The sequence below is a fragment of the Paraburkholderia sp. BL25I1N1 genome (assembly GCF_003002025.1).
Classification (GTDB): domain Bacteria; phylum Pseudomonadota; class Gammaproteobacteria; order Burkholderiales; family Burkholderiaceae; genus Paraburkholderia.
This window is the reverse complement of record NZ_PVZB01000036.1, coordinates 1-16,469: the sequence shown is the minus strand read 5'-3', so window position 1 is coordinate 16,469 and position 16,469 is coordinate 1. Positions and strand designations below refer to the sequence as shown.

The 16,469-nt window shown below is 59.1% G+C and carries 17 protein-coding genes and 1 pseudogene; 7 read left to right on the top strand and 11 right to left on the bottom strand.

What is annotated here, in order from left to right; genetic code table 11:
- Positions 1–60: 60 nt before the first annotated feature.
- Together B0G73_RS35900 and B0G73_RS35895 are read right to left on the bottom strand one after the other, a co-directional pair.
- Positions 61–1,029 (bottom strand): sugar ABC transporter substrate-binding protein, encoded by a 969-nt coding sequence (locus B0G73_RS35900; RefSeq protein ID WP_181196726.1) that lies wholly within the window; start codon positions 1,027–1,029, stop codon positions 61–63.
- A gap of 43 nt (positions 1,030–1,072) precedes the next feature.
- A complete protein-coding gene (locus B0G73_RS35895) occupies positions 1,073–2,212 on the bottom strand; it encodes a porin (RefSeq protein ID WP_181196725.1) in 1,140 nt (379 codons plus the stop codon).
- A 480-nt stretch (positions 2,213–2,692) separates the two neighbouring features.
- Here B0G73_RS35895 and B0G73_RS42020 point away from each other — a divergent pair, with 480 nt between their 5' ends.
- Positions 2,693–3,046 carry a hypothetical protein gene (locus B0G73_RS42020; RefSeq protein ID WP_181196724.1) on the top strand — a complete coding sequence of 118 codons (354 nt, stop codon included), beginning with the start codon at positions 2,693–2,695 and terminating at the stop codon, positions 3,044–3,046.
- Here the strand turns inward: B0G73_RS42020 and B0G73_RS42015 are convergent.
- The gene (locus tag B0G73_RS42015; protein WP_106285803.1) at positions 3,043–3,393 is read right to left on the bottom strand and encodes a hypothetical protein; all 351 of its coding nucleotides are present in this window, start codon (positions 3,391–3,393) and stop codon (positions 3,043–3,045) included. The genes B0G73_RS42020 and B0G73_RS42015 overlap by 4 nt on opposite strands.
- Positions 3,394–3,428: 35 nt before the next feature.
- On the opposite strand from B0G73_RS42015, the gene B0G73_RS42010 reads away from it, so the two are divergent.
- On the top strand, positions 3,429–3,602 hold the full coding sequence (locus tag B0G73_RS42010) for a helix-turn-helix domain-containing protein (protein WP_146144272.1): 174 nt from the start codon (positions 3,429–3,431) through the stop codon (positions 3,600–3,602).
- Positions 3,603–3,697: 95 nt separating this feature from the next.
- Here B0G73_RS42010 and B0G73_RS35880 read toward each other — a convergent pair whose 3' ends face one another.
- Both B0G73_RS35880 and B0G73_RS35875 read right to left on the bottom strand, forming a co-directional pair.
- Positions 3,698–4,033 carry an EthD domain-containing protein gene (locus B0G73_RS35880; RefSeq protein ID WP_106285802.1) on the bottom strand — a complete coding sequence of 112 codons (336 nt, stop codon included), beginning with the start codon at positions 4,031–4,033 and terminating at the stop codon, positions 3,698–3,700.
- A 225-nt stretch (positions 4,034–4,258) separates the two neighbouring features.
- On the bottom strand, positions 4,259–5,755 hold the full coding sequence (locus B0G73_RS35875; protein ID WP_374957050.1) for a glycoside hydrolase family 3 protein: 1,497 nt from the start codon (positions 5,753–5,755) through the stop codon (positions 4,259–4,261).
- On the opposite strand from B0G73_RS35875, the gene B0G73_RS41610 reads away from it, so the two are divergent.
- Entirely contained in the window at positions 5,711–6,007 is a 297-nt protein-coding gene (locus tag B0G73_RS41610) for a hypothetical protein (RefSeq protein WP_258194127.1), read from the top strand. The genes B0G73_RS35875 and B0G73_RS41610 overlap by 45 nt on opposite strands.
- 12 nt (positions 6,008–6,019) lie before the next feature.
- Here the strand turns inward: B0G73_RS41610 and B0G73_RS35870 are convergent, their stop codons facing one another.
- Complete coding sequence (locus B0G73_RS35870) at positions 6,020–7,372, bottom strand: MFS transporter (RefSeq protein WP_106285800.1); 1,353 nt, start codon at positions 7,370–7,372, stop codon at positions 6,020–6,022.
- 48 nt (positions 7,373–7,420) lie between these two features.
- Positions 7,421–8,383, bottom strand: coding sequence for a porin (locus B0G73_RS35865; protein ID WP_106285799.1), 963 nt, complete (start codon positions 8,381–8,383; stop codon positions 7,421–7,423).
- Positions 8,384–9,052: 669 nt separating this feature from the next.
- Between B0G73_RS35865 and B0G73_RS35860 the strand changes: the two genes are divergently transcribed.
- Positions 9,053–9,676, top strand: a complete 624-nt coding sequence (locus B0G73_RS35860; RefSeq protein WP_258194126.1) for a tyrosine-type recombinase/integrase — start codon at positions 9,053–9,055, stop codon at positions 9,674–9,676.
- A gap of 357 nt (positions 9,677–10,033) precedes the next feature.
- Positions 10,034–10,969: a helix-turn-helix domain-containing protein gene (locus tag B0G73_RS35855; protein ID WP_106285798.1), complete on the top strand. Its 936-nt coding sequence runs from the start codon at positions 10,034–10,036 to the stop codon at positions 10,967–10,969.
- 72 nt (positions 10,970–11,041) lie between these two features.
- Here B0G73_RS35855 and B0G73_RS41605 read toward each other — a convergent pair whose 3' ends face one another.
- Together B0G73_RS41605 and B0G73_RS42005 are read right to left on the bottom strand one after the other, a co-directional pair.
- Complete coding sequence (locus B0G73_RS41605) at positions 11,042–11,182, bottom strand: hypothetical protein (protein WP_258194125.1); 141 nt, start codon at positions 11,180–11,182, stop codon at positions 11,042–11,044.
- A 44-nt stretch (positions 11,183–11,226) separates the two neighbouring features.
- A pseudogene (locus B0G73_RS42005) lies at positions 11,227–11,337 on the bottom strand (EthD domain-containing protein); the annotation flags it as partial.
- A gap of 328 nt (positions 11,338–11,665) precedes the next feature.
- Between B0G73_RS42005 and B0G73_RS35845 the strand changes: the two are divergent.
- A complete protein-coding gene (locus B0G73_RS35845) occupies positions 11,666–12,613 on the top strand; it encodes a helix-turn-helix domain-containing protein (RefSeq protein ID WP_106285796.1) in 948 nt (315 codons plus the stop codon).
- Between the two features lie 23 nt (positions 12,614–12,636).
- On the opposite strand, the gene B0G73_RS35840 is transcribed toward B0G73_RS35845, so the two are convergent.
- Both B0G73_RS35840 and B0G73_RS35835 read right to left on the bottom strand, forming a co-directional pair.
- Positions 12,637–13,773 carry a porin gene (locus tag B0G73_RS35840; RefSeq protein ID WP_258194124.1) on the bottom strand — a complete coding sequence of 379 codons (1,137 nt, stop codon included), beginning with the start codon at positions 13,771–13,773 and terminating at the stop codon, positions 12,637–12,639.
- A 147-nt stretch (positions 13,774–13,920) separates the two neighbouring features.
- Positions 13,921–15,390, bottom strand: coding sequence for a cytosine permease (locus B0G73_RS35835; protein ID WP_181196723.1), 1,470 nt, complete (start codon positions 15,388–15,390; stop codon positions 13,921–13,923).
- Positions 15,391–16,068: 678 nt separating this feature from the next.
- On the opposite strand from B0G73_RS35835, the gene B0G73_RS35825 reads away from it, so the two are divergent.
- Positions 16,069–16,469: CYTH domain-containing protein (locus tag B0G73_RS35825; protein WP_146144271.1), on the top strand; the 401-nt coding region annotated here is incomplete at its 3' end.

Here is a 16,469-nt window from a genome sequence, read left to right as displayed (position 1 = left end):
CGGTCGGATGGCCACGGGCGCGGTCAAAGGCGCCCCTGACAGGATGGAAGCGCGGTGGACTCAGCGGGTGGCGGTCGTCCACGGTTTGCAGATGCGGTCGATGTCGTCTTTTGAGGTGACGGACGGCATTGGCACGTAGCGCAGCTTGTCCAGCTTCTTGCCGTTGAGCAGATCGACGACGCTGTCGATCGCGTAGTGCGCTTCATCCGTCGGGGACTGCAGGACGGTGCCATACAGCTTGCCGGATTTCAGCAGGTCGACACCGACAGGCTCGCAACCGACGCCGACCACCGCGAGCTTCGACGGCGCGAGACCCGCGCGTTCGGCCGCGACGATCGCGCCTGCCGCCATGGCATCTTCGTGCGCATAGACGCCCTTGATGCTGTTGCCGAACTTGGTAAAGAGCCCCGAGGCGGCGGTCGTTGAAGTCCCCTGGTCCCAGTTTCCCGGCTGGGTACCGACGACCTTGATGCCCGGCGCGATTCTGGAGAGCTCATCCTGAAAGCCCTTTTGTCGCGAGATGGTCTGAGCCTGACCGACGTAGCCGGTGATTTCGATGATGTCGCCAGTGGAACCGTAGCCTTTCGCCTTGAAGCCATCCACCATCAGATGCGCTGCGGCACGACCTTCGGCTTCGTAGTTTCCGCCGCTGTATTGCTCCCAGAGTTTGTCGTACTTCTGATCCGGCAGAACGTCGGTCAACAGCAGCGGAATGCCAGCCTGCTGGATCTTGTGCATGGACGGCAGCAGCGCGGTGCCGTCTATGGCCCAGAGCAGGATCGCCGCGGGTTTCTGCGCAATGGCCTGATCGACCTGAGCCGCTTGCTGAGCCGGATCGAATTTGTTGGTGACCAGTCTCAGATCGATCCCTTTCTGCCTGGCATACTGTTGAGCCGCTGTGTTGTATGCGGCGCAGTAACCGCAGACGTCGTCAGCGGCGAGCAGAATGACCTTCCCGTTAGTCGCGGCCGCGTGGACGGGGGCGGCTGATGTGCTCAGCAGTGCGAGGATACCGGCCGCCTGCAGCAAGCGATGGGTGAAGGATTTCTTGGTTCGCATGATAAGTACTCCGTCAGAAGGAATGGGTCATGCCGATCATCACGGCATTCTGATTCACCGTTTTCAGATTTGGATTGTTCGTCCCGGTCCAGTAATAGATCTGATCGCTTGCGGCACCGCCCTTGAGCCGATAGGTATCGACCTCGGCGTACAGCGTCGTGCGTCTGGACATAAGGTATTTCGCCGAGATCGCGAGGATGTTGGCGTGTCCGATACCGCCGCCGCCGCTGATTCCGTACTGCGTGCTGCCAGCGCTGCCTGCCGCGACCGTCTGGCCGGCCGTGCAGGTGCCGTTGCACGATGACTGCTGGTAGTAGAAATAGCCGCCGGACAGGAGGATGTCAGGGGCGATCGCGTACTGCGCGCCGCCGAAGTACAAGTTGCGGCGCTGGCTTTCCGTACCGTTGACCGAACTGTGCATGTAGCCGGCGAACAGCGTTGCCTTGCCGAGCGCGTAGCGCCCCCCAGCGGTCCAGTTCTGCGCCATGCTTGCGCCGTCGGCGCTTTTGAATTGCTCGTAGGCTGCGCCGAGCATTGCATCGGCAAAGTGATAAGCGACGTTCGCGCCGGCGGTCGTTCCCTTCGCCAGGCTGCCGGGTTGTCCGCCGAATCCGTAATCCAGCTGGAACGAGACGGGACCCGTGGACTTCTTGTAGACGACGCTGCTATTGATGCGGTAGCCGAGCACTAAATTGTCGCCCCCCACGTAGAACGGCGAGGCGCCATCGACCCAGATCGGCGCGTAGTTGAAGAACACGTTCAGCGCGTTGTACTGATGACCGAAGGTCAATGTGCCGTAGTTGTCGGTATCGATACCGACAAACGCCTGCCGGCCGAATAGCTGCGGGCTGCTACTGATCGGTGATGCCGCGCCGTTCGCCGCGGAGAATTGATTTTCAAGCGCGAACACCGCACGCGTGCCACCGCCGAGATCCTCGACGCCCTTCAGGCCGAAGAAGACCGGGCTCATCCCACTTGAGGACAGATAGACATTGCTGTTGTGGCCGTCGAACTCCGACACGTAGCGCACTGCTGCGTCGACCTGCCCATACAACGTAACGCCGGATTGCGCGTGGGCGTTTCCCGCGCCGACAAGCGTGAGCGCAGTGGCAGTGAGAAAGTACTTTCGCTTGCAGTCTGCGGACTTGGCCATCGCTGAAAAAAATGCGTGGTCTTGGGTACTCCTCGGTATTTTCGCTGGCATTCAGATCCCCGATTGATATGGCTTGGTGTAAACGACTGGTATGGTCAGGAATGTATGAAGGCGAAAATCGGCAGACTCGTTCAGAAATGCCAGAAGCTGGACTGAAGTCGCCAATCGCCTGCGGAAGGATTTCGTCGGACTACAACCGGGAGGGAAAACGCCCGTTGCCGCAGGCGGGAAGCAGGCGCAAAGTGCCGTCACAGTCTTCACTCGGGCGGCTTCGCCGAGTCGTGGATCAACATCCAGAGGTCCGGATCGGTGCAGATGGCACACAAGTGGCGCGAATGAACCCGCGCGGGATGCCGAGGGCGAAACAGCGAAAGCGCAAACTCTGCCGGACTCGCACGAAATCGGTGGCGCATTTATTGCGTAAGTATTTGGCTGTTCTCTGGTTTCATCGCTATCACGACACATTTTTCTACTTCCGAAGTGGCGACACACGATCGGCTCGAATTCTGGCGGGACGTCGTTTGTCGCACGTATGTCTCGGTATCGTGCTCAGCGGTCAAACGCGACCCCGATGCCAGTGTCTCGGTTCATGCATTTGGCACCGGGCAGCTTATCGACATCTGTTCTTCGGCAATGACGTATGCGAGAACCGCGGACAATATTCGTCAGTCGCCAAGTGACGATCTGCAGCTTTGCCTTATACGGAGCGGCAGTGTCGCGATAGCCCACGACGGCCGCAAGGCGGCGCTGGGTCCCGGGAACATAGGCCTGTACGATGCCGCGCGACCGTTTTTGTTGAATTTCGGCGAACCATACCAATCGCTGATTCTTTAGTTTCCGCGCCCGGTGCTGGCGGCCCGCATTCCAGATGTCGACAAGTTGATGGCATTGAAATTCGCCGGCGATTCCCGTCTTGGCGCGCTCATCAACGCCGTGATAGGGGGACATTGAACATCTGGCACTTGACCGACGAGCAACCCGCCGCGCGGCTGAGCGGCTGGGCTGTAGATATCGTCGCGGCCGCGCTGGAGCACGAACTCCTCGGGCAACCGCGCGATCATTCGCGACAGGCGGTGCAAACCGAGCGCATCAAGCGATACATGCTTGATCGCCTCGGTGATGCAGATCTTGACATCGCGGGAATTGCCAGTGAGTGTCACATTGCTCCACGCACGATTCATCGGCTGTCTGCCTCTGAAGGCACCACCGCGATTCGGTGGCTGTGGCAACAACGGCTAGCGGCAAGTTATCGCGCGTTGGCGAAGGCCGCGCAAAACAGGTCTCCGAAGCCGCCATTAATTTCGGCTTTAGCGATTTTTCCCATTTCACACGCGCCTTCAAGAAAGCATTTGGTGTTGTGCCTCATAGTTTGTTGCAGGGACTCCACTGACAGCGAAGGCGTGCTGGTCGCGAAAGCTGAGCGCGACCATTGCGACGCTTGATAGGGCGCAGATGAACCCTGGCGCATTCGCACTGACCTGAATATCAAACGACTCTCCGCAGGACGAGCGGCAGCGTGATCATCGTCTCGACGTCGATGAATTCGAGCGTGTCGATTTGCACGGGTCCGTTTTCCGGCGAGTTCCATGCGGCCTCCGCCGCTTCCACACTTTCGAAGGTATAGACGGAGAGCGCGTCAAATCCGGGAGGGATGTGCGCATGCACGTCTCCCTGGTTGGCTTCGCGCACCGGATAGTGACGATACTCGACGAGGCCAGGCAGTTTGCCTGCAATGGGCGCGTGCACCTCTTTGTAATGATGCTCAAACTCGGCGCGTGTCAGGCCGGGTTTGCGCTTGAAGAGGAAGGCGATGGTATGCATGACGTGTCCTGGAGGGTGATTTGACGGTCGGAGGACTAGCCGGTCGGGAGTGCAGGCAGTATTACTTCGCCGGCCAGAGTACGACGTCAGATTACTTTTGCGAGATCAGGTCTGCCCGACTGTAGATGACACATCGATAGTCTCCCGATGCCAGTTGCGAGTGCCGGTCGCCCGATGCCAGCAGGCGTCGATCCGGAAGGAATCGATGGTGTTTTCGCGCTCAAGTCAATAGCGCGCGTCGTCGAGGCCGCAGTACGCGTCGACTGGACTGTCGGTATTCCATGGCCTGCGTCCCATCAGGCATTCGACAACGGCCGCTTGCATACCGTCGAGTGTGCTATACGCATTCACGTAGGTCGGCACGCGCGGCGCGTCATAGAGAAAGTACGGGTGGCCGAACGAAATCATGACTGTGGGAATGTGGTGCCAGTGGCGCTCGAGCGCCCGTCCGAGACCGCCAGCGAGGTTTGCCCAGTCAATGAAAATGCGGCTTCGAGTCAGCAGCGACTCGTCACCGAATGCATAGACGACCAGGTCGAACTCGTTCGGGGAGATAGCAAGCGATGGTTCGTAGACGGTGACGACGAAGTCCTCTTTCCGCAGCAGGTCGGGCAGTGTGAATTCGGCAGGGCGGCTAAGCAGTGGATGCTTGATGCCGTTGGTGATGAACAGCACGCGCCGGTGCGTCACGGAATCAAGCGGCAGCACCGCCTGCGTGTCCTTGACGAGCGTCGGCGCCCGCATCATGACCGATCGCGACAGTTCGAGGTTCGCCGGCCTCGCGACGTACCGGCAGATATCGTCCGCCGGCGCGAGCAAAGGTCGGTCACGCTTGTGCAGCCCGAGTGAGGCTTTCATCCCCAGCATTCTGACGACAGCTTCGTTGAATCTAGATCCGTCGAGCGTCCCGTCGCACAGGGCGGCCGCGATGGTCGCCATGTCTTTCTCCGGTTCAATCGAAAACAGGATCACATCGCAGCCGCTCGCGATGATCTGGGGGATTGCCTCGGTACGATCGCACCAGGACCCTAGTCCGGCCATTTCGGTTGCGTCGGAAACGATCAGGCCGTTGAAGCCCAGCTCCTCGCGCAGCAATTTCTGGTTGAGTAACGGACTGATCGACGCGGGGCGGAACGCCTCGATTCCCGCGTCGGGCACATGCTGGCGGACGTATGCGGGAAATGCAATGTGACCCGACATCACCGCCATGACGCCGGCGTCGATCATGGTTCGATAAAGTCGACCGAAATGATGTTCCCACTCGTCCACACTGAGCGGGTTGACTGTGGTGACCAGATGCTGGTCGCGGTCATCGAATCCTTCGCCTGGCCAGTGTTTGACGGTGGCGGCCACGCCGTTTTCCTGCATGCCGCCAATGTGTGCGAGGGCATGCCGCTCTATCCGGGCGACATCGCTCCCGAACGACCGAGTACCCACAATCGCGCTGCGGAAAGCCGCGTTGATGTCGATGACCGGCGTGAACGACCAGCGCACACCCAATGCGCGGCCTTCCTCGGCGAGTATCCGGGCACACTGCCGGGTGGCGTCGACATCGTCGACGGCAGCGAGTCCCAACTGGTTCAGAACCGGCGTGCCAAACGCGAAGCTTTGCCGGCTGCCCTCCAGATCTGCGGTGATCAGGGGCGGCACAGGACAATCGTCGATGATGCTGGTCAGTTGTGTGCGCTCGTAGGCCATGTCGTCGCTGAAGAACCGTGTGATGCCGCCGGGCTTGAGGCGTCTGACGAGATCGAAGTCTTCCTGCCTGTCGCCCAGCAGCAGCAGGATGAAAACCTGACTGATGCGCTCGCGCAGGCTAAGACTTTCAAACGTACTGCCGACCCACGCGATACCGGCATCATCCAGATTGAATGGGACCTTCCTCAAAAAATCATAGCTCACTGCCAATTCCTCTTTACGGCGATCGGTTGGAAAAAGGAGGTAGGGCAACCGGCCAACGGGGCACCCACCTGAGTCAGACTGCGTTTATTTGGCGGCAAACTTGCGGTCGTTTCGCATGGCTTGCAGTTGCGCTTCCAGTCGGTTACTGACTTCACGCGTGATCGGAAAGCAGGCGGCCGCGAGCGAGAAGCACAGATAGCCGAGCGCGGGGAACAGCGTCATCATCGACTCGATACCCGCCTTGGCGACTTCGGATTGGACGGCGTTCGGCACATAGCCATAGTGGGTAAGGGCATAGCCGACCAGCCCGCCGCCAATGCCCGATCCGAGCTTCATGGCGAACGACACAGAACTCGCCGTGAGGGCGACCACCCGGCGGCCGCTGCTCAACTCAACGTAGTCGGCGCAGTCGCCGACCATGGCCCAAAGAACGGGCGCGCCGACGCCGATCGCAATCAGTTCCAAAAATATGTTCACATTCAGCGCCAGCGCATGGCCGGGCGCGACGAAACTCAGCGTCATCGAAAAGACGGCGCCCCAGATGCCCGCGGCGATGGCTAATCGCCGACGGTCGAACAACTGGACCAGTGTCATGTTGAGCACTGCGCCAAAGAGCATCCCGCAGGTGGCCACGGTGAAGAATGTCGACGCGGCGGATTCGTCGAGAAACACGTACTTGATGTAGTACATGCCGCAATAGAACGGAAAGAGCGAAAACGAGAACATCGCGCCACCCATGATCAGCAGGATCCACCAGGGGCGCGACGCGAACACGGTGCTCAGATCGCGTCGGATCTCCGGCTTGTGTTCGGGCTGGTGCGTGACGCGCTCCTTCGTCAGCCCGAAGCAGGCCCAATAGCCGATGATCGCAAGCAGGGCGAGGAAGGTAATCGCCAACTGGTATCCGCGCGCGCTATCCCCCCCAAACCAGTGGACGATCGGTAGGGTGACGAGGTTGACGATGATGCCGCCGCCGAATGCGAAAATCATCCGGTAGGTCGTCAACTGTGCGCGCGCCAGCGGGTCGCTGGTGATTGCCGCGGGCATCGCGCCGTAGGGAATGTTGATGGCGCTGTAAAGTGTCATCAGCGAGATGTACGTCACGTAGGCCCAGACCAGTTTCCCGCCGGACGCGAGGTCTGGCGTCGAGTAAGCCAGTAACGCGACGACAGCGATCGGCACGGGCACGAACAACAGGTAGGGCCGGAATTTTCCCCAACGCGTTTGTGTGCGATCGCAAATCGTACCGACGACCGGGTCGACAAGGGCGTCCCAGAATCGAGCGACAAACAGCAGCGTGCTGGCCGCGGCGGCAGCCAGCCCGAATTTTTCCGTATAGAAGAACATCAGGTACGTATTGACGCTATTGAAAATCAGGTTGCTTGCGAAATCGCCTAGTCCGTAGCCGATCTTCTCGGAGAGTCTCAAATTTTGCATGGATACATTCCGTTGTGCAGGGAGAGGCGGAGATGGGACTCGTCAGGTTCAGAACATGGTCTTAAGACCGACGTCGAATCCGGTTTTCCCACCCGACGCCTTGCTGTCGTAAGCAACATCGGTGTAAAGCGATGTGCTTTTCGACAGGTAGTAGAAGTAGCCGACGGCCAGCTTTTGCGATGCCGTGGCGTGTGCAGTCAGGTTGTCGAAGCGATCGAACGTCACTCTTACGTCGGACGTTTGGAATGGCACGACTAGACCCACGATGACGTTGCGAAGTACGTCGGAGGTTGAAAGATCTCGGCCGTAGGAAAATCCCAAATAGGGCTTGGCGACGCGGAAGTCGTACTTGAACGTGGCCGCGGTGATTCGTGATCTGCCGATGCCTGAATCCCACCATGCGACCGACACGTAGGCCGAACCGTCGGCGTAGGTAACACGGGCGCCTTTTGGCGGCCGCTGCGCATCGCCCGCTTCGGGCACGTACGGATTCAGGTTGCCCTGCTTTGCAGCGACCTGAACCGCGACGTTGAACGGGCCAAGATCCTTGCTGTAAGTCGCGGAGCCATTGATCCACCACTGGTCACTGTAGTTAAGAGAGATTTGCTGTCCACTGCCGGCGACCGTGTCGTACCACCACGGATCGGCGTTCACCATAGTGACCAGCGTCGGCGTGTATTCGCGGCCAAGTGTCAGCTTGCCCCACGTACCTTCGAGCCCGACGATCGATTCGCGCACCCAGAACTGATTTTTGAGCTCTCCATTCTGGCCGTTGAACGCGCTTTCCAGTTTGAAGAAGGAGCTCGTTCCCCCACCGAGGTCTTCGGTGCCGCGAAATCCAAAACGGTCCGCAGCGCCGCTCTGCATGGCGATTCCAGAATTGCCGAGATTTCTGGCCAACCCTAAGTCCATCACGCCCCACATTGTCACGCCAGATTGAGCAAAAGTGGGTAGACAGGCGCTGCAAGCCACGACCGCTGCCAGCGTCGTAGCTAGATACCTCGTTGACATACTTTGCTCCAAACGAAGATGGTGAATATTTATTAGGTAGTAGTACGTATGGATGTGTCTTTGGTGATTTTTGGAATTGGCTGAATGAACGGAAATCAGTTTGCTCGCGGCTATCCCAACAGTCCCAATCGAAACGTGCCAGCCGTAACGTCGCGATCGTTCCGTTGCGAGACGGATCTGTGACTTAACTTCCACCGCACTTTGAGTTCATTTCGTGTTGGGTTACTGATAGTTAACGTCCCCGATGTTCTTGACTTTTGGGGCATCGCTTTGCAAAGCGTTTCACGAGACTTGGGATGTAGTTTAATTACGCCATTAAGTGGCTACGTGACCGCGCGTGCCGTTGTCTGGTCTGTGGGTGCCAATTTTCGTATCTGAATAATGTGACTCACCGAGTCAATGGTGTAGTTTGGCTACGCTATTGCCAGTAGGTTTACAGGTCCGCGAAGTAGGAGTCGCGCAAGCCTCACCGTCTTCAATTCGGCTCGCTCCTACGAAACCGCCTCTTGAAATTTCAAGTGCCCAGGCACCCCGGCACAACTGTCGCGGAGCGGCGTTCCACGGCCAGCGAGCCGAGGATGGCCGTCACCGCGCTGCGCTCATTCCTGCGATTTCTACTGCAGCGTGGTGCCATTCAGACAGACCTGGCTCGTACTCTGCCTGGGTGGCATGCTGGAGGCTGTCGCATCTGTCCAAGTCGTTGCCTGCCGATCAGGTCGAACGATCGCTCGCCTCCTGCGATCGCAGCACACCTGCCGGAAGCGCGACTATGCGATCCTGCTGCTTCTGGTCCGACTCGGGTTGCGGGGTGGCGAAGTCCTGGCCATGACGCTAGACGATCTCGACTTGGAGCGAGGCGAGGTGGTTGTCCGAGGCAAGGGTCAGCGTTTGGGACGCTTGCCACTGCTCGCTCAGGCTGGCGCGGCATTGGCTAGCTGTCTTTGCGACGTTTGTCCAGCGTGCCCGACGCGTCGCGTGTTCGTCCGAATGAAGACTCCGCGCGAAGAACTTGCCGGCCCGATCGCAATTTGCAGTATTGTTCGGCGCGCCCTTCGCCGGGCCGGTCTGGACCCTCAGTTCAAAGGAGCCCACCTGTTGCGCCATTCCCTTGCCAATAATCTACTTCGCAGCGGTGCGACGCTGCGTGAGATTGGTCAACTGCTGCGTCACCGGAAACTACGGCTGCAATTGCAGGCGACGACCTGGACGAGCGCGGATGATCGGAGGACGCCTCCGACTGGAAGCGGTACTGCGACCGCTTTCTCTCGAATGACATTCAATTCCCCTAAGTAGTGGACAACTTCTTTGGAAGACAGCAGTGCAACGGTGCCAATGTATGAAGGCGAAGTTCCCCGTGCTCGTTCAGAAGTGCTAGTTGCTGGTTTGCATTCGCCAATCGTCCCCGCTAGATCGCCGGGCCTTGCGACTGCGGGAAAGCTCGCGTTGTAGGGAGGCAAAAGCCGGCGCATAGTACGCGCCGGGAGGCTGTGCTGCGCAGTGCACGCACAGATGAGATGAGCCAGATTGGTGCGCGTGAATCGCGCATGCACCTTTCGATATCAATGCGCTGTGAAAAGTGCGGGCTGAACCGGCGTGGTGTCGTATGGCCTGGTTGTTGCTTATTCGAGTGAAAATTCATGGTGGCATGCGATGACTGATTTCTTTTCGACTCAACAGGTCGCGGATCGCGAGCGGTTCGATTTCTGGCAGGACGTGGTCTGCCGCACCTACGTGACCGTGTCGTGTTCGAGTCTTCTGGTCGATCCGGTCGCCAGCGTTTCCGTGCAGCCCTTTGGCGCAGGTCAGCTGAGCGACATTTCTTCGTCCGCGATGTCTTATGTGCGAACGAGCGACAATATTCGCCAGTCGCCCAGCGACGAGTTGCAACTCTGTCTGATTCGCAGCGGCGGGGCGACGGTCGGACAGGACGGACGTGAAGCCGTGCTGCGGCCCGGCGACCTGAGCCTTTACGATGCCGCCCGGCCGTTCCGGCTGGATTTCGGTGCGCCTTATCACGCGATTACATTGAAGTTCCCACGGCCGGTGCTCGCGGCGCGCGTGTCCGGTCTCGACAGGATGACGGCGCGAACTTTCGCGGCGAATTCCCGTCTGGGTTCGCTCGTCAATTCCGTGGTCAATGAGGCGGTGGAGGTCTGGCCGACGACCGAGCTCGATCTGGCAAACCGTCTGGCAGCTTCCGTCGTCGATCTGTTGGCGCTCGCGTTCGAGCATGAGTTTCTCGGACCCAGGCCGGCCGATTCGCGCCGTTCAGTGCAGATTGAACGCGTTAAGCGCTTCATGCTGGAACGCCTTGGCGAATCCGAACTCGATATCAACCGGATCGCTTCGGATTGCCATATCGCGCCGCGCACGATTCATCGGCTGTTCGCGTCGGAAGGCACAACTGCGATTCGCTGGCTCTGGCAGCAACGCCTGGATGCCAGCTACAGGGCGCTTGCCGAGGGGCGTGCAAAGCAGGTATCGGAAGCCGCGATTGCTTTTGGTTTTAGCGATTTCTCGCATTTCACGCGCGCGTTCAAGAAGGCGTACGGAGTCGTGCCGCAAACGCTACTGAAACTTCACTAGGCCTTTTCAATACTGCTGCCGTCGCGGGCGGAAGTGTTTGAATCGCACCTCCGGCCTGCTTCGACGCTCAAATCAAACGACGCGTTTCATCTCCAGCGGCAATGTGATCATCGTTTCCACGTCGATATACAGCAGCGTGTCCGTTTGCACCGGATCGTTTTCAGGTGAATTCCACGCGGCTTGGGCGGCCGCTTCGGTTTCGAAGGTGTGCACCGACAGCGCGTCGAAACCGGGCGGATATCGGCATGCACGTCTCCGCGATTCGCTTCGCGGACCGGATAGTGGCGATATTCCAGCAATCCCGGCAGCTTTGCCGCAGTCGGCGCGTGAATCACTTTGTAGTGGTGCTCGAATTCGTTGCGAGTCATGCCGGGACGGCGCGTGAATAGAAAGGCAATGGTATGCATCAGTCATCCTGTGTGGCATGCGTATTGTCGGGGGTCACCCGCGTCGGAGCATTGCAGGACGCGAGCATCCGACAACATTAAGTCGCCCAAATCCCCATCGCCTGGCTGTCGAGGCGAAACGCTGGCTTCCGGATGTCACGGCACGCAACAGTGGCAGTCGTGATTTGCCGACACGTAATGGCACGCTCACAACAAGCGATGGCGCAAATGGAACAGCGGCGGTGCAGCCGCTTGCGCTATTCTGAAATGTTTCCGATGGGCATGAACCCGTTTTTATGGGGAGGATGCGATGAACAAGGCTCAGAATTCAGTGGTGGTTGACGAACTCGATTGCGTCGCGCGCTGGGAAGAGGCGGTATGTCACGCGCACATTCAGGTGCAGACCCGGCCGATGGGTTCTGGCGTGTTCAATGGCAGGCTGGCTGAGCAACGTTTTGGCGCCGTATTGCTGCGGCATTATCAATCGACACCCGTGCGCTACGTTCGGAGCGCGAGCGAAATCGATCGCTATCCTGCTGATATCTTCGAAGTTTCGCTGACGCTTTCCGGTACGACAATCATCGTTCAGAACGGTCGGGAAATCGTGCAGCGCCCGGGTGATCTCGTGATTTTCGACGCAGCGCGGCCCTTCGACTATGCCTTGCCGGAAGGCGACGACCAGATTGTCGTTGGCGTGCCGAAACCGCTGCTGCTTCAGTATTTACCGAATGCTGGCGAATTGGTCGGCACCATGTTAAACGGAACATCTACTTTCGGACGTCTCGCCGGCACGATGTTGCGCGACGTGGGACTGACGGGCGAGGGAGCCGGTCCAGCCGTGGCTGCGCGCGTGGGCCTTGCGATTGTCGATCTGGTCGCAACCGCGTTCGATGTGGAATGTAGGGGCGCTTCGGCCAATGGCGCGCAGCCGAAGGCGGGCGCACTCGCGCGCATCAAGTCGTTTATTCTCGAGTGCCTCGCCGATCCGTCGCTCGACGTGGAAGCGATTGCGACAGCGAACAACGTATCCGTGCGCTCGCTTCACCGACTCTTTGCCGCGGAGGGCACGACGGTGACGCGCTGGCTGTGGCAACAGCGGCTGTGCGCGAGTTACAAGGCGCTATCGGAAGGCCGTTGTAACCGCGTGAGCGACGTGGCGATGCAATTCGGCTTCACCAATTTTTCGCACTTCGCCCGATCTTTCAAGCAGACGTTCGGCGTGTTGCCGCAATCACTGCTGCGGTCGCGTTTGCAGTAGCGTACGTTACGTGCGTCGTTCGCTCAGAACGAGTGCGTCATTGCGATGCGCATGACGATCTGGTGGTTGTTCGATGAGATGCCGGCGCTGCCGGGGATGGCTGCTGCGGACAGAGTCGAACTGTCATTGCCGGATACCCGTTGATAGACCGCCTGCAGATAGCAGGTCGTGCGCTTCGATAAACTGTATTGCGACATCAAGCCAATCTGGTTCCAGTGAATCGTCGACGGCAAGCCGCCGCGATTCACATGTGCCCGGCTGTAGGTCGCCATGCCGCCGACGAATAATGTCGGCGTAACGTCGTACTTCAGATTCACTTCGACGTTGTCGAACCGGATGTCCGGCGCGGGCGTTCCCAGATCGCCGGCATAGAGCGAAGCCTTGGCCTGATCGACATTGGCGTGTGTATACACGAGACCGAACGTTGTATGACCAATGCCGTAGTTTGCGCCGATTCCATAGATTGTCTGCGCGGCGCTCTGAAATAAATAGTCATCCGAAGCAATGGCTCCATTGGACGTGCTGCCAGGATTGGTGAGACGGGAGACGGCCGCTGCAAGCGACAACGATTCATAGCTGTAGTTGACACCCGCTGACAGCACGCGGTTCTGCGCGAACGAACCCGCCTGATTGCCGAGTCCGATCAGCATCGTCGATGTGACGCCATTGAATGCCGGGCTGGTCCACTTGACTGCGTTGTTGACGTGATAGGTCGTGTCGGTGTTGTCGTTGTCCAAAGGATGAGAAAACAACCAGCCGGCCCAATTGCCGTTGGCGGTGAGCAGGCCGACGGTATCCGTGATGACGTCGGTCTGCCGCCCGAACGTCAACGTACCGAACCGATCCGATTGAAGACCGACATATGATTGGTAACCGAAAAGCCGGCTGCCATACGCAGATGTGCCGCTTTCCAGATTAAAGCCACTTTCCAGATCGAAGATGGCGTTCAGGCCACCGCCGAGATCCTCGGTGCCCTTCAGGCCCCAGCGACTGATGGTCTGATCGATGCTGGCCATTTGCACGGCGCTGTGTCCACCTGCATTGCTCGTGTAGTTGAGACCGGCGTCGATGGTCCCAAACAGCGTGACGCTGCTTTGTGCGAAGGTGTCCAACGAAACGCTGGCGAGCAGGAAGGTGAGAAGAGCTTTTGAATTCGTCACGGTTAGCGTGGGTTGGTAGACGTTAGACGGGTGGCGCGCACCATCGCGGCCTGTCCGTCTGGGAGACCGTAAGCGCGAAGCAACAGGGGTAACAGGCGGATGAAGTGGAATGAAGCGCCGCCCGGGCGGCCGGCAGAATTCGCGCGATCAAATGTCGGCGGCGGATACATACGCCGCTGCCCGCGCGCCGCCCGCGGTACGCACATGCGCGTCGAGCGTATTGAGCGGCGCGCGTGCGACGATGTCGAGTTCCCCGGCACGGTCGAAGCGCCGCATCAGAAATAGATAGACCGCAGTCGCCGCAAATAACCCGACGGAAAACGCAATATCTGCGCGATCGAGCAGCATGGCGATCGGGCCCGTGTACAGCGAGGTACTGAAGAACGGGATCATTGCAGTAAATCCGCACGCGTAGCTAATGATGCCCGCCGAATTCCATTTTCGGTAGATGCCCCCATTGGGATCCATGATGTCCGTGATCGAAAAGGCACCGCGCCGTACGAAGTAGTAGTCGGTCAGATTGATCGCCGTCCACGGAATGAGGAAGTAGCCAAGCAGACTCAGAAAGGCCGAGAACGAATCGAGGATATTCTGTGGCATGGAGATGACGGCGATGATCGCGAGCACGCCGCCGCACGCAATCGTTGCCGCTCGTAGCGAAACGGTTGAGCGGATCGGACGAAACGCTTCGGCCGCGCTGAGCACTGCGACTGTGCCGCTATAAATCGTAACGGCGCAGGCAATCAGGCAGGAAAACGCTGAGACGATCATCGTGCCCGAGCCGAGGCCATAACCGAAGCGGTCGCCCAAGTCGCGAATCGATGCGATTAGATCCGTGGACGGAAACGCGATGGATAGCGCGGCACCCAAAGATTCCAGCCAGACGGCGGACACCATCGTCCCAAAGAACACAGCGCACGAGACGGCGCTGCCTTTGGTGCGGCTCGGCAAATAGCGCGTGTAATCGGAAACGATCGGCGCGATCGCAATCTGATAGGTCGCCGACGCACCGAATTGCGCAAGAAAAGGCACCATGGTGAAATGGTGCTGCGACAGCATCGAGCGCAGCGGAAGCAGTGTGAACGCCGCCACGGTCAATAGCACCAGATTGATTAGCGTTGCGCACGAAGCAAATCGTTCGACTTGCAGTACCAGCCGATAGCCGATGATCGCCACCGCCATCGCCGTGATGCCGAATGCAATTTGCAGCGCGTGGGGATAGGCCAGTCTTGTCACATCTGCAATTGACTGCGCACCTGTCTGGATGAAAAATACGGCGAAACCAAACTGGCACAGCATCGCTGCGGCGAGCGGAAGCACTGCGCCACGCGAGCCGAACTGCACGCGCGACTGAATCATCTGCGGAAGCCCCATGCGGGGGCCCTGCGCACCGTGGAACGCCTGAAACAGCGTGCCGAATATGCTGCCGGCCACGATCGCAACCAGGGTCCAGCCAAGGTCCAGCTTGTAGAGCGTGCCAACCGCGCCGGTGAAGAGGGTAATTAACGTGGCATTGATCATGAACCACAGCTGAAACTGTGCGGTCACATTACCGTGGCGCTCGCGCTCGGGGATATGTTCGAACGAACGCGCTTCGACGAAATCGGATTGACTCATGGGAAGTCCTGTCGTGGGGTTCGGACTTGGACTCCGGTTCGCAGATTCAGCGTTGTGCGCCGTGAGTCCGTCTACGCCGTATGGAAGTTGCGGCATGAGTTGAAGCGTAGGGTCGCCAAAATGCGGCCGCTCCTCCGTGCGTGCCGCAACTGTCGACTGGATGTGCCAACTACCGGGGTTGGAGGCTCGTGGTTGGCTGCGTGCTGGCCGTGGCGCTGCTATGTCGACTGGTTCGCGCATGCTCGAAAGCAAGTGCCGCAACGCACAGGAAAATTTCATCCATCACGCCGGTTGAGCGGCTGCTTGTTTGATCTGATGAAAGATTCGATAGTCGGCGCTGTAGTCTTGGCAAATACCCACCTCTGGCCGACTGTATTCGCTCACAGACCACCCCTAAGCTGCCGTTGAAGTTTTCAATGGCAGTTCTTCGGAATGTTCATTGAACCGGTGCTATCGGCCAGTTTCGGCCTTTGGCCCAACCATCCGCACAGACGTTCGAACGGCGGCTTTACCCCGGACCGCGGTCCAGGTAAGCGCAGCGTTCGGTTCTCGTTGAAGACGATGCGCGACGTCTGGCATCGAGAGTCACGCATCGCGCTCGCCAGCGAGCCGGCCCCCGACGTGCAATCCAGCGGTTTCGGTGTAGCCTGATAGTCAGGTAGGGAAATCGGAGGCGGTATGGAACGAGAGTTAAAGCTGCGAGTCCCGATCGAAGATTTCGACAAATTGCGTCGAGCGCCCTTGCTTGCGCAATCGAAAAGCGCGGCCCATGCCTCCCAGCTATTGACAAGCACGTATTTCGATACGCCCGAGCTTGCCTTCCACTGGTGCAAGGCTTCGCTGCGCGTGCGTGCCGTCGGCAACGAGCGACATCAGACGTTGAAACTGGAAGGACCGGTGCAGGCGGGCCTGTTCGACAGGGACGAGTTCGAGATGCCGGTCGATAGGGACACGCCCGATCTGAAACTGCTGCAGGACCAGATACCCGCTGATACCGACTGCGGCAGGTTGATCCGTGACGAGGCTGCTGCCGCCCGCTTGCAGCCCGTATTTGTCACGCGGATCAAGCGATCCACTAT

Bases quoted from the DNA above. Each gene is read 5' to 3' on its own strand.
- B0G73_RS35895 (WP_181196725.1), bottom strand. From the start codon at position 2,212: ATGGCCAAGTCCGCAGACTGCAAGCGAAAGTACTTTCTCACTGCCACT.
- B0G73_RS42015 (WP_106285803.1), bottom strand. From the start codon at position 3,393: ATGAATCGTGCGTGGAGCAATGTGACACTCACTGGCAATTCCCGCGAT.
- B0G73_RS35880 (WP_106285802.1), bottom strand. From the start codon at position 4,033: ATGCATACCATCGCCTTCCTCTTCAAGCGCAAACCCGGCCTGACACGC.
- B0G73_RS35870 (WP_106285800.1), bottom strand. From the start codon at position 7,372: ATGCAAAATTTGAGACTCTCCGAGAAGATCGGCTACGGACTAGGCGAT.
- B0G73_RS35865 (WP_106285799.1), bottom strand. From the start codon at position 8,383: ATGTCAACGAGGTATCTAGCTACGACGCTGGCAGCGGTCGTGGCTTGC.
- B0G73_RS35860 (WP_258194126.1), top strand. From the start codon at position 9,053: ATGCTGGAGGCTGTCGCATCTGTCCAAGTCGTTGCCTGCCGATCAGGT.
- B0G73_RS35855 (WP_106285798.1), top strand. From the start codon at position 10,034: ATGACTGATTTCTTTTCGACTCAACAGGTCGCGGATCGCGAGCGGTTC.
- B0G73_RS35845 (WP_106285796.1), top strand. From the start codon at position 11,666: ATGAACAAGGCTCAGAATTCAGTGGTGGTTGACGAACTCGATTGCGTC.
- B0G73_RS35835 (WP_181196723.1), bottom strand. From the start codon at position 15,390: ATGAGTCAATCCGATTTCGTCGAAGCGCGTTCGTTCGAACATATCCCC.